Genomic DNA, 16444 nt, shown 5'->3' with positions numbered 1-16444 from the left:
GGCTCGTATTTCTATGGATTGGAAATATAGAGTCCTGTATTTTTACCATTTTTTGCGGGTGTATGATTATGAGTCTGACATATAATTTCATGAAGCTTCTTGGGCGCGTATCCTGCAGCCTTTCTGAAAAAAATGCACAGCGCATGGGGAATTATCTGGGAGCTTTCTTCTGGATGCTTGTACCTCCCAAGCGCAAGAAGCTGGCCATTAATAATATTATTCGATGCGGGATAACAGATAATGAAAAAGAGGCGTCCCGGATCAGCAAAGCGGCTGCCGTACGTTTTGGCGATATTGGAGTATCCATGTTTCGCTTTCCGCTCCTCAATCAGGATAATATAAAGAAATACGTAACGATTGAAGGGAAAGAAAAGCTTGATGCTATTAAAGAAAGCAAAAAAGGCTGTATCCTGGCCGCTACTCACTGCGGAAACTGGGAACTTGAAGGGGCCGCACTTGCCCTTTACGGATACCCGCTCCTTTCAGTAGCAATGAAACAAAAAAATAAGGGCTTCGACCAGTTCTTATGCGAGTACAGGTCTATGCCGGGACAGACGGTTGAGTATAAGACTGGTGTCCGTGATATGCTCCGCCGTCTGAAACAGGGCTACTTTATTGGCCTCTTATGTGATCAGGATCCTGGTGATACAGGGATATTATCCGATTTTATGGGGCAGAAGACGCTGACGCCAACCGGCCCCGCTCATTTCTCTCTTCTTTGCAAACTTCCTGTCATGACTGCACTTATTCACAAGGACGGACCGTTCCACTATACCATCGTGATAGGGGATCCTATAGAGGCTGACGCAGGACTTGATAAGAAGGAAGCTATACAGAATGTGACGGATAAGATCAATATAAGGCTGGAAGAATGGATACGGAAGTATCCGGAAGAATGGTTCTGGCTCCATAATCGCTGGAAATGGACAGATCGTTTTTATCCAGAGTTGAAAAAAGGAAATGATCATGCAGCTAAAGTCTGAGAAGATATATATTGGGGAAATTCCCGTGTATGTAGTGCATCCTATAAGAGAAGGAAAAGGACCCGTTATCTTTTATCATGGCTGGAGCAGCAATGCTCTGGCACAGATGTCCCGCGCAGCTTTGCTGGCGGTCAATGGATATACGGTGTACCTGCCGGAAGCTCTTCATCATGGCGAAAGGGATCCATTGGAAGATTATTATGTTGTAGAAGACTATCCCGTATTTTGGAATACTATTTTCAATAACATAGAAGAGTACAATTCCCTTTATGAATTTATTACGGCCAAAGAGAAGATGGCTCCGTTTATCATGGGACATTCAATGGGAGGCATGACTGTTTTAGGTATTGCCTGTAAATATCCTGATAAGGTAAGAGGAGTCGTTTCCTTCAATGGTTCGGGTGACTGGGGGCTTACTCATCTGTTTATCCAGGCAAGATTCGGGGTCAATGTAGGCAGGAACTGGGTATTGGAAGATGTGGTTGATGCCAGATCGCCGGTGAATAATCTGGAACATCTGGCTGACATTCCGATTTTAATGACAAATGGAGAAAGCGATATCTCAATAGATCCAAGAGCGCAGGCGCATTTCTATGAGAATCTAATGCAGGTAAACCATACATCAAAAAGAATTACATATCCATTATTAGGCCACTTCGTGACGACCAATATGATGGATGACGCAATTTCGTGGATGGATGAGGTGTCCACCAGAAAATAAAATTTAATTCTAGAGGAGTTTGGAAAGAGTGAAATTCAAACGGAACGTAATTGTATTAATTATTAGTATGTTTCTGGTATCAGCAGGATATACCATGGTGATACCTTTTCTTCCTCTATACCTTTCCGAGCTGGGAGTCCCGGAAGAGCAGCTGACTCTTTGGACAGGGCTGGTATTTTCATCATGCTTTTTTGTCGCAGCTCTCATGGGTCCAATCTGGGGAAAATTAGCAGATACAAGCGGCAAGAAGAAAATGGCGGTTCGTGCAGGCATCCTGCTCGGATTTTCTTATCTTTTCTGCGGTTTATGTCAAAATGAATATCATCTTCTGGCGGCAAGAGCTTTCCAGGGATTTGCCAATGGTTTTGTGGCAGCTGCAATGGCGATTATTTCTGTCAGCGTCCAGTCATCTGAAATAGGCGTAACTTTAGGGGCTGCACAGACAGCTCTTGTAATCGGGGGGATTTGCGGTCCTCTTTTGGGCGGTGCCTTGTCAGAATTCATTGGTATGAGAGGAAGTTTTTTTGTCTCGGCAGCATTTCTATGGATCGTATCGCTGGCCGTTATATTCTTTGTCCATGAACCTGCTTTAAAGGGAGAGGAAAGTACTGACAGAGAGAAAACATCGATAAAAGATGACATATCATATGCATTGAAGAATGATCATTTAAGGGAATTGCTTGCAATTTTGTTCCTGCTTCAGGTAACAATCCTGATGATACAGCCTGTCACCTCTTTATGGGTCAGAAAGTTAATGGGGGACAGCGGCAATGTAGAGCTTGTTTCAGGATTTATTATGAGCAGCAGCGGATTGGCAGGTGCTTTGACCACAGCCCTTTGGGGCAAGTTCGGCCAAAGCCGCGGATACTATGCTGCCATGTTCATTACGCTCTCCTTTGCCGGGGTGATTACGATTGCACAGTCGATTCCAAGTTCAATCATAGGATTCGGTATTTGTCAGTTCCTGGTGGGATGTTTTGTCATTGGGATTAATCCTTCCCTGAACGCTGCACTGGTGAAATATACACCTTCGTCATTTAGAGGACGCGTTTTTGGATTATCAAATACGGCGCAGCAGTTTGGGAACATGATAGGACCGATACTGGCGTCTTTTGTCTCCATGACCGGAAGCATCCGGGAGGTATATATAGCCGCCGGAGTCATACAATTGCTGCTTGGCTTCAGGTTATTCTTCTCAAGAATCAAAAAGGGCGAATATTAAGTGATTGGTCTAAAATTACATAAATAAAAAACTGATGCCATTTCAATGATTCTGGCATCAGTTTTTCTTTATTTTACAGTGTTTTTCAAGGTTCCGATGGGGTCGATTGTTATTTCTACGGTGTCTCCCTTTTTGAGGAATTTAGGCGGATTGAAACCCATTCCTACACCCTGCGGAGTGCCGGTTGCGATAACGTCTCCTGGCAGGAGGGTCATTCCTTCAGATAATTCAGCGATAAGTCTTGGGATGGAGAAAATCAGATCCTGTGTATTTCCTTCCTGACGAAGCTCTCCATTGACTTTGGTATGAATCGTAAACGGTACCGGCCAGTCGCCAATCATGACAGTCGGACCCATCGGGCAGAACGTGTCCAGGCTCTTTCCTTTAAACCACTGCATATGGGACTTCTGAAGATCTCTGGCCGTCACGTCATTGATGATGGTATAGCCATAGACATATTTTAAGGCATCTTCTTCAGAGATATTAGTTCCGCGTTTTCCAATGATGACGCCAAGTTCACCTTCATAGTCGGGCTGGTGGGTTGTAGCCGTGTGAGCATCGATCTCTTCCTCAGGGCCGATGACTGATGTGGCAGCTTTTGTGAAGAAAATCGGCCTTCCAGGAGCCTGTGGATCTTCAGCGTGGTCAAATTCCTTGATATGCGCCTTATAATTCTTGCCAACGCAGAATACATTGCGTTTTGGATAGAAGGGGACTTCAAGCTGAACTGTATTAAGAGGAATCGGGGTTATCATTTTATCATTGCTGTTAATTTCCAGAACCTTTGCCAGATTCAGGAGGCCTTCTTCACCGAATTCGATGAAAGATTCCATGCTCTCTCCGAGAGGGATGAAATAGGTTTCCTCCAAGTCTTCTGCTGAATAGATATAATTGCCATCTGCTGTGAGTACACCCCACTGGCGCTGCCCGTTAATATTGTATGAAACAAGTCTCTGCATAAAATTACGCACCTTTCTGAAGCTTTTAGACCATAATAAATTTTGTTAATCGTATTATATCATAGTTTATGAGTTAATTAAGGGATCTTTCCTGTATTGCCGGGAGTGTAAAATAGTTTGTGTAAATCGGTATTGCATGAATCTACTTTATGCCCCATACTGGGGTAAACAAAGATAAGGACGGTAACAGAATGGCAAAGTGTAAAACTCCACCGACTACCCCATGCGAGCAGATTGCTCAGCAAATCCTCAACAACTACGACATCAAGAGCGCGGAAGACGTACAGGACGTCCTGAAGCAGATTTTTGGCCCCATTTTTGAGTCCATGCTCAAAGGTGAGATGGAAAATCATCTCGGCCATAAGAAGCATGAGCGCTCCGAAGACGGTGACAATGTCCGGAACGGCTATTCATCCAAGACGCTCAAGACCTCTCTGGGCGAGGTTCCTATCCGCGTCCCTAGGGATCGCCAGAGTACGTTTGAACCGCAGATTATCAAGAAGCACCAGCGCGACGTTTCGTCCATCGAGGGCAAGGTACTGGCGATGTATGCCCGTGGCATGAGCCAACGCGACATCGCTGCAACCATCGAAGACATCTACGGCTTCCAGATGTCACATGAACAGATCTCCACCATCACAGGCTGCGTCATGGAAGAGGTCGAGGCATGGCGGAATCGTCCGCTCCAGTCGTTCTATCCATTTGCTTTCGTCGACTGCATCTACGTATCGCTGTGCACGGAGTATGGCGTCCAGCAGGTGGCCGTCTATGTCATGCTTGCCTATGACGTCAACGGCTGCAAGGATGTCCTTGGCCTCTGGATCAACGAGACGGAGAGCAAGCATGCCTGGATGCAGATCTTCGACGAGCTGCGGGCTCGCGGCGTTAAGGATCTTGGCATCCTGTCCATGGATGGCGTGAGCGGATTGGAGGAAGGCGCCAAGGCTGTATTCCCGCATGCCATGGTTCAGCGCTGCATCGTACACCTCATCCGCAATTCCATCCGCTACATCCCACGCAAGCAGTGGAGTGCATTCACGAAGCAGCTGAAGCTCATCTATGGTGCCATCAACGTCAAGCAGGCCCGTCAGGAATTCGAGAAGTTCAAGACCGACTGGCAGGCTTATCCAGGCGCGGTCAGCGTAAGGGAAAACAATTTCTCACACGTCGAGCAGCTCTATAACTATGGCAGTGCCGTGCGCAAGATCATGTACACGACCAATGCCATCGAGAGCGTCAACTCTAGCTTCCGCAAGGTGACCAAGAAAGGCGCTTTCCCCAAAGAGGATGCAGTCTTCAAGATTTTCTACCTACGCATCCAAGAGCTCTATAAAAAATGGAAGGGTCGTCACGTCGCAAACTGGGCGATGGTCCGGAACCAGCTGCTCATGGACGACAGGATGTCTCAGCTTATGCAGCAATACGATGTTGCTTATTGAATCGATTTACACAAAACTCTTGACACACCCGTATTGCCTGCTGAGGAAGTTCGCGTTTTGCTGTCTTTTATAAAGCGGTGCTAATGTGCTAAAATAATAAAAATGCAATTGATTCATTTGTACATCATCACGAAGGAGAATATAAATGGAAGAAAAACGTGAATCGTCAAATTTCATTGAAGCTGAAATCAATAAAGACATTGAAAATAACGTGTATGAAGGTGGAAGGGTACTGACAAGATTTCCACCGGAACCTAATGGTTACCTTCACATTGGACATGTTAAAAGCATCTTCTTGAACTTTGGATTAGGGAAAAAGTATCATGGTGCAACGAATGTACGTTTTGATGATACGAATCCGGTCAAGGAAGATGAAGAATATGTCAATTCTATCCTGAATGATATCCGCTGGCTTGGATTCCAGTGGAAGGAACCAGTTCACTATGCATCGGATTACTTCCCGGAATTATACGAATTTGCCTGCAAATTGATACGCATGGGACTCGCTTATGTGGATGACCAGTCCAGCGAAGAGATCCATAACACGCGAGGAGATCTGGAACATCCGGGAACAGAAAGCCCCTGGAGAAATCGTTTTGTAGAAGAAAACCTCAAACTCTTCCAGGAGATGCGTGACGGCAAGTATAAAGACGGGGAAAAATGCCTGCGTGCCAAAATCGATATGGCTTCGCCCAATATGGTCATGAGGGATCCGGTCCTTTACCGAATTCTGAGAGCAACGCATCACAGAACCGGTGATACCTGGTACATATACCCGTTATATGATTTCGCTCATCCGCTCTCGGACGCTTTGGAAAATATAACCCATTCTATCTGCACACTGGAATTTGAGGAAAGAAGACCTTTATATAACTGGTGCCTTCAGGCTTATGACGGCAAGGAAAAGCCGAGACAGATTGAATTTGCCCGTCTTAATGTAACCACAATGATTACCAGCAAACGCAAACTTAGAAAAATGGTTGAAGCAAAGCTGGTAAATGGCTGGGATGATCCGAGAATGCCTACCATCAGCGGCATCAGACGCAGAGGTTATACTCCGGAATCACTTAAAAAGTTCTGTGATTTGATAGGTGTGGCTAAGGCAGACAGCGTAGTTGACATTTCTCTCCTTGAATACTGCATCAGAGAGGACTTAAAAGCGAAAGTACCGAGAATCATGACCGTCATCGATCCGGTCAAAGTGGTACTTACCAACTATGATGAAAACAAGATTGAATATGTCGATATAGAGAATAATCCGGAAGATCCATCCATGGGCTCCAGAAAGGTGCCATTCGGCAGGAATTTATATATCGAAGCAGAAGATTTCATGGAAACTCCGATCAAGAAATTCTTCAGAATGTCTCCTGGGAAAGAAGTACGCCTCAAGGGAGCCTATATCGTAAAATGTACGGATGTTGTCAAGAATGATGACGGCAGCATCAAGGAAATACATTGCACGGTTGATTTTGATACCAGAAGCGGAACCCCGGGCGCTGACCGGAAGGTGAAAGGTACACTCCACTGGGTTTGCGCAGATACAGCCGTGGACGTTGAGACAAGACTCTATGACTATCTGATTTCGCCGGATGATCATGATGACGGCAGAGACTTCATGGAAAAAGTAAATACACATTCCCTGACTGTCATGAAGAGCAAGGCTGAACCTGAAATCAGCAAATATCATGTTGGGGATCGTTTCCAGTTCCTCCGCAAGGGGTATTTCATTATTGATCAGGACACTACTGAAGATCATATGGTATGCAACAGGATTGTCGGACTGCGCGATACCTGGTCAAAGGTTAAAAATAAGCAGTAATTACAGGGGGATGCAGTTTTATGAAATGTCGTAATTTTATAAAATGGATTTTGTCCAGCGCTCTCTTTCTTGTTCTCGCGTCCTTATCTTCTACCGCATTTGCCAGTGATACATTAAGCCTTCGCGGCATAGGGGACATGAGCGTGCCAAAGAATATTACATTCTCAAAGGGCGCTCAGGAAGCACTCCCGTTCATGAACGATGGAGGAGTCAAACGTTTCTTCATTAAACGCGGGGCAAGTGACAGTGATTATTATTCCATGACATACAGCGCCCCTCCGGATTTTAGTTATGGATGGGCCATGTCGCACCGCCTCGGCATTCCTTACCTGCTGGATATTGGCGAAATCAGCCATAAGAATGATTCAGCTTTGGAGCAGATGGATGTCATTGCAGAAGACCTGAATAAGAGACTCATTGCTGACGGAGCCGTATTCTCCGGGAAAGCACCTCTGGTGAAAGTTCAAAACGGCAAGAAGTCCTATTGGACGGGTTCCTTTGTAATCAAGACAAAGCAGCAGGGGATTGTTTACAATGAAGCTTATCAGGTGATCCTTCAGTGTGATGGATATTTTACGACGCTGGGAATCATCAATTCGGATGCAGACCAGGCACAGGTGACTGAAGCGCTCAGGAAAATGGTGATGCACAGGAAATATCCCGGGAAGAATGTTGAGTCTATGCTGAGCCATGCGGGTACATCCCTGACGGAATATGAATAATTGCAAGCTCAAAGGCAGCCGGGCATCTGGCGGACATTTTGCGTTATGTTAATAAAGTCAAATTGACAATATGTTCTTTAGTAAGTAATATAGAGACATAGGCTATTTTGAAATACTAATTTTAAATATATCTTTTATAGGAGGAATTAAAATGGCAAAAGTAGCAATCGTTTATTGGTCTGGATCAGGTAACACTGAAGCTATGGCGCAGGCTGTTGAAGAAGGTGCAAAAGCTGCAGGTGCAGAAACCACATTGAGCTTTGTAAGTGACACAACTGCTGCTGATGTTGCAGCTTTCGATCACATCATTCTGGGCTGCCCGGCAATGGGAAATGAAGAACTTGAAGAATATGAATTCGAACCGTTCTTTGCAGACATTCTTCCACAGCTGAAGGATAAGACCGTAGGTATTTTCGGCTCTTATGCATGGAACCAGGGCGACTGGATTGAAAACTGGAAGAACAGACTGGATGAAGCAGGCGTTAAACTTGCTGCTGATCCGGTTAAAGCTTACAGCTATCCGGATGATGAAGCACTGGAAGCTTGCAAGAAGCTGGGAGAAACAGTCGCTAAAGCGTAAGTTTTTCAATTAAAGAGACAAAGAGGCGTTCTTATTAGAACGCTTCTTTTTTACAGTCAGTTATTGGTTTTAAGGCTGCTGCAGGTTTGATTTTTAAATCTCCGGTTTTTGGTGAAAGGGAGATGTAAATATGAGTGAAAAAGTAGCTGTCATTTATTATTCAGCGACAGGAAATACAGAAGCAATGGCTGAAGCGGTTTCTATTGGGGCTAAAAGTGTCGTAGAAGATGTTTTGCTGGCACCAGTGGCTGATGTGGATCCCGAGACAATCGGAAAAGAATACTCCCATATTATTCTGGGGTGTTCTGCCTGGGGCGTTGAAGTCATAGAAGAAGAGCAGATGAAACCATTCTGCGAGAAATTAAAACCATTCTTAAAAGGCAAGATTATGGGGATTTTCGGATCATGCGGATGGAGCCGGGGCGCCTGGCTCAATTCGTGGTATAATGAATTACACTTCGCAGGTGCTGTATTCCCGGCCCAGCCTCTTTTGGCTTATGGATATCCGGATAAGGAATCCTTGAAAAAGTGCGAAGATCTTGGTAAAAAGGTTGCAGGAACCCGATAATTTGTTTTAGGAAAAGAAAGAGAGCCGCTTATGGATTGGAATAACAAAGTTTCCGATAATGTAAGAAATGTTCCATTTTCTGGAATCCGTAAATTTTTTGACCTTGCAAGTACAATGAAAGACGTCATATCTCTGGGAGTTGGTGAACCAGATTATTCTGCCCCGGACAAGGTCATCGATGCATGTATTGAAAGCCTCAAACGCAAAGAAACCTCCTACACCTCCAACTGGGGGCTTATTGAGCTTCGAACAGAAATAGCAAAGCTCTTCAAGAATAGATATGGCCTGGATTATGATCCTCAGGATGAAGTAATGGTCACTGTCGGTGTTTCCGAAGCTATCGGACTTGTGATGACCACGTTCCTCAATCCTGGAGATGAAGTACTGATACCGGATCCGGCCTATCTGGCTTATCCGGCATGCGTGTCGATTGCAGGCGGGAAACCTGTCTTAGTTCCGACTTACGCAGAAAATGAGTTCAAACTCACCGTTGATGAACTTGAGAAAAAGGTTACACCAAAGACGAAAGCGATTCTCATCGGATATCCGAACAATCCTACAGGAACCATCATGGAGAGAGAAGAATTGCTGGGGATTGCAGACTTTGCCCAAAAGCATGATTTGATTGTTATTTCGGATGAAATCTACTGCGATCTGACATATGAAGGCGAGCATTGCTGCTTTGCATCCCTGCCCGGCATGAGGGAAAGAACGATTGTCATGAATGGTTTCTCGAAATCCTATGCCATGACAGGACTGCGTATCGGTTATGTCTGCGGACCAAGGGAATCCCTCGAAGACGTATATAAAGTACATCAGTATGAGATTCTCTGCGCAAGCGTAACTAGCCAGTATGGCGCTATTGCTGCATTAAGAGAATGTGATGCTGATGTCAAATCCATGTACGATGAATACAAAGCCCGCAGGGACATGGTTTATGAAGGCCTTACGAAAATAGGGCTTCCAGTATTCAAGCCTAAGGGCGCATTCTATATTTTCCCGGATATCAGCTGCACAGGAATGACTGCCGATGAATTCTGCGACCGCTTGCTGAAAGAAGAAAAAGTAGGCGTTGTTCCGGGTACATGTTTCGGCAATCAGGGTGAAAATCATATCCGCATATCGTATGCAGCAAGCCGTGAAAATATTGCTGAAGCGTTAAAGAGAATAGGACATTTTGTGTACAAATACAAAAAATAAGTCCATAAAAAGCATCTGACTTGTGAGGCAAGTGTTTTTGAAGAAGAGAAGTATTAACTTCAAGAAAAGTGATACTTCTCTTTTTTATTGCAGCTGTGTAATGCTTGCCCTTGACATTTATCAATTGCAAAAAGCATAATGTTTGTAAATGACTTGGGAGAAAGAAAGGAGGCTGCACTGTGAATAAATTAAAAAGCGGAATTCTTTTGGCTTATGCTATTCTGGCAATGAGTGCGCCGGCAGTCTTGGCAGCTCAACCGGCTGATGCTGATAACCAAACTGCGGGAGCGGCTTTGGTGAATATGGATTCCCGTAATGATAAGGAAGCTTCGAAAGACCGCTCAGGCTCTGATAAAACATCATCGGAGACGGATCATGATACATTAATTCCAGTTGACTCAGATATGCTGTCTGACGCTGATTTTTCCGTAAATGGAATAGGATTAGACAGCACAGTTGATTCAGTCAAAGCAAAGCTCTATAATCCTGACAGCGCTATAAGTCGGGGGATTTATGATGAATATAATTGGAAGGGGATATCTGTCGAGGCATTAAAACCTTTCCTGAATAAATATGTTAACCGCAAAGATCTTTCCATAGGCAGTCAAATCAAGCATACAGGGATTTCAAAAATCGTCATTACATCAGATTCAATAAAAACAGCACGCGGGGTTACCGCCGGTATGAACAGGGAATCTGTCCTTAGAAAGTACGGAAGGCCCGATAAAGTTTTATGGAAAAAGTTTGATGATTCATTTTGCCTTGTATATAAAAAAGAAAATAATATACTTGCTTTTAATCTCAACAATGATACTATTAGTTCAATTGACATTAGCCGTGGAAATTCAGGCACATATGAAATCCGGCCATCCGAGTACGCAGTTCCGAGTTCAAAGTCTCCGCTTTCTGCAAATGACTTTGATATAGCAGGACTTAAACTGGGAGATGCACTTTCCTCTGATGATCAGGAAAACTGGGTGAAAAAGGTTTCCAATGCGGTCGAGGAAATGTGGTATTATTCAGGCTATACCGTCAAGGCTACCAAACAAAACAAATTGATTGAGACACTCTTTTTAACAGATAATCAGATGCTGACTTCAAGGGGCCTGTCAAAAGGGGATGATGTTACCACTGCCGAACTTCTTTATGGAAAACCGGATAAAATTGAACTTGATTTGAGAAATGGGACACCCTATGTAATATACATATATTTCTCGAAAGGTTTAAAAAATATTTTTGCTGTTTATATAAAGGAAGATAAGGTGGACAGCGTTATGTGTGCTAAGAACCCTCAGTATACTAAGCAGTCAAACCAGTCGTTATAATTTTGAGGTATTATCATCGTGTATGAATATTTTTGCGCAGTTGTTGTAGGCATCGTAGAAGGCCTTACAGAATATATACCTGTATCCTCTACAGGACATATGATTATCGTTGGGCATATGCTGGGATTTGAGGGTACATTGGCAGACCTTTTTGATGTTTTTATTCAACTTGGTGCTATTTTGTCCGTATTGGTTGTTTACAGAGAAAAATTTAAGTTTATTCTGAATACGCATCATTGGTTCAGGCGGAGAGGGCCTTCTGTATTGAATGTTGCCATCTCAATGTTTCCGGCCTGTCTTATGGGACTTATATTCCATGATTTCATAAAGCACAAGCTTTTCAGCCCTTATACAGTTATCATTGGCCTTGTACTTGGCGGTGTCTTTATGATTTTCGCAGAAAAGAAAAGGAAAAAATTTACAGTCACTGATGTCGACCGGATTACATCCAGACAGGCACTGAAAATCGGATTTTTCCAGTGTCTTTCTCTCTGGCCGGGATTTTCCAGGAGCGGAAGTACGATAGCCGGAAGCCTGCTGCTTGGCATATCCAGAAAAGCGGCAGCCGATTTTACTTTTATTATGGCTGTACCTCTTATGTTTCTTGCATGTACATTCGATTTAATCAAAGTTATCCCATATTTACAAACAAGTGATTTCGGTATTCTGGCAGTTGGCTTTTTTACTGCATTTATAGTTGCATATGCTTCTATCTTATGGTTCCTGAAGTTCCTGAACAATTCAACTCTTACCGGATTTGCAGTCTATAGATTTTTTGTCGCAATTGTGGCATTCATCTATTTCTGGTAAAATCCCTTTGAAGCTGCCTCGGAAGAGGCAGTTTTTCATTTGGAAGAGGAAAATAGCAAGCGTAAATTGTAGAATGAAATTGAACACTAAAACTAAATAAAAAGATCCATAGGATTGCATCAATGGTAAAATTAAGTTACGACACAAAATTAACCGGAGGCAATCACTATGGACTACCTAAATAATACCATTAATACCCTACCTCGCGAAAGAGGACAACACTTAAGATTTGAAGATCGATGCGAAATCAAAGCGCTCCATAAGCAAGGTTACTCTTATCGCCAGATTGCAAAAGCACTTAATTGCTCACCTAGTACTGTGGGCTACGAATTAAAACGTGGCACTGCAACTAAGACGACACATCGAGGCAGACCAACAGAGTATGTACCTAGTCGAGGTCAAGCCGTTTACTATGAAAACAGAAAACGTTCTGGTCGTAAACAGCGCATTACGTCTGAAAGTCCATTTGCTATTTGGGTTGCAGCGCAAGTTAAAAAAGCTAACTGGTCATTAGACGTATGTGCTGGCTATGCTAAGAAGCATAATCTGTTTACTGAAGAGGAACTTGTATGTGCTAAAACGCTGTATAACGCCCTTAATCAATCACGCCTACCATTATCCCTATTCGATGTACCAGAACTGCTTAGTCGTAAAAAGTCAAAGCCTAAACAAGCAAAGAACGTACGCATCTTTGGCCGAAGTATTGATGAACGACCAGATATCGTTAAGCTACATCTTGAGATTGGTCATTGGGAAATAGATACTATCGTTGGTAAGCGTAAAGGTAAAGAGGCTGTGGTACTAACTTTAGTAGAGAAAGTAACGCATAAATTCATTGCTATTAAGATTCGACGTAAAGATGTAGCATCTGTAAAAGCTGCTTTACGTAGTCTCAAAATATATTATGGATCACAATTTGCTACTGTATTTAAAACAATTACAGCAGACAACGGAACTGAGTTTGCGGAATTATCTCAGTTAGAACGATATGGTATAATGGTATATTTTGCTCATCCATATAGCTCTTATGAGAGAGCTCAAAATGAGCGTCACAATCGCATTTTCAGAAAGTACGTACCTAAGGGAAAGTCTATCGAAAACTACTCTGCTGAGCAGATTCTCTGGTTTGCAGAGGATATGAATTCATTACCTAGAAAGTCCCTTGGGTATGATACGCCTGATGATTTATTTGAAGCTTATTTAGATACCGTCTATGCAGCTTAAATTATTTGGTTAAAGGTGTTCAATTTGAACTTGCAATTTTAGGGAAAATAGCAAGACGGTTCTTGGGACTAAAAACATTACATGATTCTATTGGCTGGTAAAAAAATGAATTTAATGGTATCATAAAAAATGTGATAGTAGGTATCTTATTACCAGATGGAGGAGAATCCATGAAGGCTTACATCCGTATAAAACATACCGGAGAATTCTATGATACAAATTGCTATAATGCCTATGCCGGCTGTGAAGCTTTGCACATACCGGTTGTAAAATATAAAGCAGTTTATTCTATAACAGATAATGATCCTATGGATCCGGTTATCGGTACATTCTCAGATGTCAAAGTTGCTTTGGAAAAACTGGGGATAAAACCAGCCCCGCTGGATTATCCGGAGCAGTTGAAATCATTTATCGGACGTAAAATCTGGAAATCCACGCTTTTTACTATAACGAGCCACCCTGAATGCTGGCATGTCTTTGTCAAGCCGATTGAGGATGTAAAGAGATTTCACGGAACGGTACTCGATAAATCTGAAGATCTGATTAAGCTTGGCGGGGGTCTTGAAGATATTGATGTCTGGTGCAGCGTAAAGGTTCAGTTTTTATCTGAATGGCGCCTATGGGTATTAAATGGTACCATAACCGGACTGACACCTTATAAAGGACGCTGGGATGTTTTCCCGGATCCTTCCGTGATGGAAGAGGCCGTTCATCGATATGAAGGAGCCCCTTCTGCCTATGCGCTGGATTTTGGCGTTACCGATGACGGCAGGACACTCCTGGTCGAGGTCAGTGACGGATACGCTCTGGCAAGTTTCGGACTGCGTCCTGATATTTACATGAATATACTCAAGACCAGGTGGCAGGAACTATCAAAATGCAGGAAAACTGAAAATATTGAATGATAAAGAACGGATCCTTGCATGAAGCTATCTTTATGAATAGCTGATCTTAAGAAAATCTATAATCAATTAAGCAGGAGGGAGAAGGAATATGGCAAGTTTTAGTAATGAATTCCTTCAACGTCTTAAGGACAGTGTTAATATTTTAGATGTTATAGGATCCTATGTAGAACTGACGAAAAAGGGAAGATATTATTTTGCTTCTTGTCCTTTTCATGGTCCTGAGAAGACCCCTTCTTTTTCTGTTTCTCCCGAAAAGGGATTTTATTACTGCTTTGGCTGTCATGCCAGCGGGGACGTAATATCCTTTTTAGAGAAAATGGAGAATATCTCTTTTAATGAAGCGGTTGAGCGATTGGCAGATTCTGCCAATATTGAACTGCCTGTTAAAGAATTAAGCCCGGAGGAACAGAGAAGAGAATCATCCAGAAAACGTTTATACTCTGTCATTGGACTGGCAGGTGATTACTTCCATAATTGTCTTACAAAGACGCGTATGGGAAAGCCTGGACTTGAATACTTTGTAAAGAGACATCTGACACCTAAAACGATTGAGGATTTTCATCTTGGCTTTGCCCCTCATGAATGGCATCGTCTTTATGATGATTTTACCTCGAAAAAGCATATAGAGGGGAATATCCTGGTTGAAGCAGGCCTGTGCGGGGTAAAAGATGGATCTTATTTTGACTATTTCAGGAACCGTTGCATGTTTCCTATCCTGAATATAAGAGGGAACATAGTTGCATTTGGCGGTCGTGTCATGGATGACAGCAAGCCTAAGTACCTGAATTCTCCGGAAACACCGATATTCAACAAAAGGATGCTTTTGTTTGCACTCTATCAGGCTTTGCCGGAAATCAGGAAGAAACGGCAGGCAATCATGGTTGAGGGCTATATGGATGCCATATCACTTCATTCTCATGGCATCACCAATGCCGTGGCATCATTAGGCACGGCATTTACCGTCGAACAAGCCAGACTCCTTAAGAAATACGCTGACGAGATTGTTTTTAGTTATGATATGGATTCAGCCGGCCAGAATGCGACGAAACGAGCGTTGGAAATTGCAGGCTCTGTCGGTTTGAAACTTCGGGTTGCCCAATTAGGCGATGGAAAAGATCCCGATGAATTTGTTAATGCACATGGGGGAGAAGCTTATCTTGCCGCAATAGACAGGGCCGAACCCGCTTTGGATTATTTGTTTGGATCACTCTGCAGGCAGTATGACAGTGCAACTTTAGACGGACAGCATCATATATTGGATGAAATGTTTTCTACATTGCTGGCACAGAATGATACATTCCAGTTTAATTCTTTCATTCGCAAGATGGCCAGAAATATGCACATGGATGAAGGAATGATAAGAAGCGAAGCATTAGCTTATGCCAAAAAGAACCATTCTAATATTTATATATCCCAGAAAACACAAAAGGAACTTCCGGAGATTGACTCTGACGTCATTGTAAAAAAGCGAAAGCTGTTAGAGGATGGTCTGCTGAAGTACTGCATCAAGTACCTGGTTTTCCCGTCGGAAGCGGAGGAACTTGATTCCTACCGGTTCTGCGATCCATTCAATCAGAAACTATATGATCTTCTCAAGAGCTTCAACGGGCAGCCTTTTACTATAGGCATGATTGAAGCTGGGCTCACACGTGAAGAAATTGAGAAACTGGCGGCCCTTCATATGAATGAAGAACAGACTGGGCTCGTACCCCGGGAGGAATATATCCTGCCTCTTCGCAGAATCTTCCTGCAGGATGAATACAGAAAACATACTGAAAATGTTCAGACCCTGATGCGTTCGGATCCGGAACTGGCCAAGAAGGAGCAGCTGATCTGCATCCAGCTTAGCAAAGAAATCATGTCGCTCAGATAAATATGAATTCATTCTTATTTACTGATACAAAATTACATTTATACATGCAAGTTCATTATTGGGCTTAATTAGTCGATCGGAAAAATAAGTCTTC

The 16444-nt window shown here is 43.2% G+C and carries 15 protein-coding genes; 14 read left to right on the top strand and 1 reads right to left on the bottom strand.

The genetic code is table 11. The annotated features are described in order from the left end of the window. Positions 1-68 precede the first annotated feature (68 nt). From Dia5BBH33_RS05160 to Dia5BBH33_RS05150, 3 genes are read left to right on the top strand one after another with little or no spacing between them, the layout of a single operon-like run. Positions 69-983: a lysophospholipid acyltransferase family protein gene (locus tag Dia5BBH33_RS05160; RefSeq protein ID WP_108850874.1), complete on the top strand. Its 915-nt coding sequence runs from the start codon at positions 69-71 to the stop codon at positions 981-983. 25 nt (positions 984-1008) lie between these two features. After that, positions 1009-1704 (top strand): alpha/beta hydrolase family protein, encoded by a 696-nt coding sequence (locus tag Dia5BBH33_RS05155; protein WP_231939214.1) that lies wholly within the window; start codon positions 1009-1011, stop codon positions 1702-1704. A 28-nt stretch (positions 1705-1732) separates the two neighbouring features. Further along, the gene (locus tag Dia5BBH33_RS05150; protein WP_232518118.1) at positions 1733-2926 is read left to right on the top strand and encodes an MFS transporter; all 1194 of its coding nucleotides are present in this window, start codon (positions 1733-1735) and stop codon (positions 2924-2926) included. Between the two features lie 68 nt (positions 2927-2994). Here the strand turns inward: Dia5BBH33_RS05150 and Dia5BBH33_RS05145 are convergent, their stop codons facing one another. Next, positions 2995-3885 carry a fumarylacetoacetate hydrolase family protein gene (locus tag Dia5BBH33_RS05145; protein WP_143332520.1) on the bottom strand — a complete coding sequence of 297 codons (891 nt, stop codon included), beginning with the start codon at positions 3883-3885 and terminating at the stop codon, positions 2995-2997. 191 nt (positions 3886-4076) lie between these two features. On the opposite strand from Dia5BBH33_RS05145, the gene Dia5BBH33_RS05140 reads away from it, so the two are divergent. From Dia5BBH33_RS05140 to dnaG, 11 genes are all read left to right on the top strand, one after another. Beyond that, on the top strand, positions 4077-5324 hold the full coding sequence (locus tag Dia5BBH33_RS05140; RefSeq protein ID WP_143332519.1) for an IS256 family transposase: 1248 nt from the start codon (positions 4077-4079) through the stop codon (positions 5322-5324). A gap of 145 nt (positions 5325-5469) precedes the next feature. Continuing rightward, on the top strand, positions 5470-7143 hold the full coding sequence (locus Dia5BBH33_RS05135; protein WP_143332518.1) for a glutamine--tRNA ligase/YqeY domain fusion protein: 1674 nt from the start codon (positions 5470-5472) through the stop codon (positions 7141-7143). A 20-nt stretch (positions 7144-7163) separates the two neighbouring features. Next, the gene (locus Dia5BBH33_RS05130; protein WP_143332517.1) at positions 7164-7865 is read left to right on the top strand and encodes a hypothetical protein; all 702 of its coding nucleotides are present in this window, start codon (positions 7164-7166) and stop codon (positions 7863-7865) included. A gap of 151 nt (positions 7866-8016) precedes the next feature. Next, on the top strand, positions 8017-8445 hold the full coding sequence (locus tag Dia5BBH33_RS05125) for a flavodoxin (protein ID WP_143332516.1): 429 nt from the start codon (positions 8017-8019) through the stop codon (positions 8443-8445). A gap of 130 nt (positions 8446-8575) precedes the next feature. Continuing rightward, complete coding sequence (locus tag Dia5BBH33_RS05120) at positions 8576-9013, top strand: flavodoxin domain-containing protein (protein ID WP_022382079.1); 438 nt, start codon at positions 8576-8578, stop codon at positions 9011-9013. Between the two features lie 30 nt (positions 9014-9043). Further along, on the top strand, positions 9044-10213 hold the full coding sequence (locus tag Dia5BBH33_RS05115; protein WP_143332515.1) for a pyridoxal phosphate-dependent aminotransferase: 1170 nt from the start codon (positions 9044-9046) through the stop codon (positions 10211-10213). A 179-nt stretch (positions 10214-10392) separates the two neighbouring features. Beyond that, positions 10393-11538: a hypothetical protein gene (locus tag Dia5BBH33_RS05110; RefSeq protein WP_143332514.1), complete on the top strand. Its 1146-nt coding sequence runs from the start codon at positions 10393-10395 to the stop codon at positions 11536-11538. 18 nt (positions 11539-11556) lie between these two features. Beyond that, positions 11557-12348, top strand: a complete 792-nt coding sequence (locus tag Dia5BBH33_RS05105; RefSeq protein WP_108849704.1) for an undecaprenyl-diphosphate phosphatase — start codon at positions 11557-11559, stop codon at positions 12346-12348. A gap of 168 nt (positions 12349-12516) precedes the next feature. After that, complete coding sequence (locus tag Dia5BBH33_RS05100) at positions 12517-13572, top strand: IS30 family transposase (protein ID WP_143332137.1); 1056 nt, start codon at positions 12517-12519, stop codon at positions 13570-13572. A gap of 170 nt (positions 13573-13742) precedes the next feature. Then, on the top strand, positions 13743-14477 hold the full coding sequence (locus Dia5BBH33_RS05095) for an ATP-grasp domain-containing protein (protein WP_022382075.1): 735 nt from the start codon (positions 13743-13745) through the stop codon (positions 14475-14477). Positions 14478-14565: 88 nt separating this feature from the next. Beyond that, positions 14566-16350: a DNA primase gene (gene dnaG, locus Dia5BBH33_RS05090; protein ID WP_022382074.1), complete on the top strand. Its 1785-nt coding sequence runs from the start codon at positions 14566-14568 to the stop codon at positions 16348-16350. Positions 16351-16444: the final 94 nt, after the last annotated feature.

It is taken from the genome of Dialister hominis (assembly GCF_007164725.1).
In the GTDB taxonomy this organism is placed as follows: Bacteria; Bacillota; Negativicutes; order Veillonellales; family Dialisteraceae; genus Dialister; species Dialister hominis.
The sequence above is the reverse complement of the archived record's forward strand: the minus strand, read 5'-3'. Positions and strand labels throughout refer to the sequence as shown.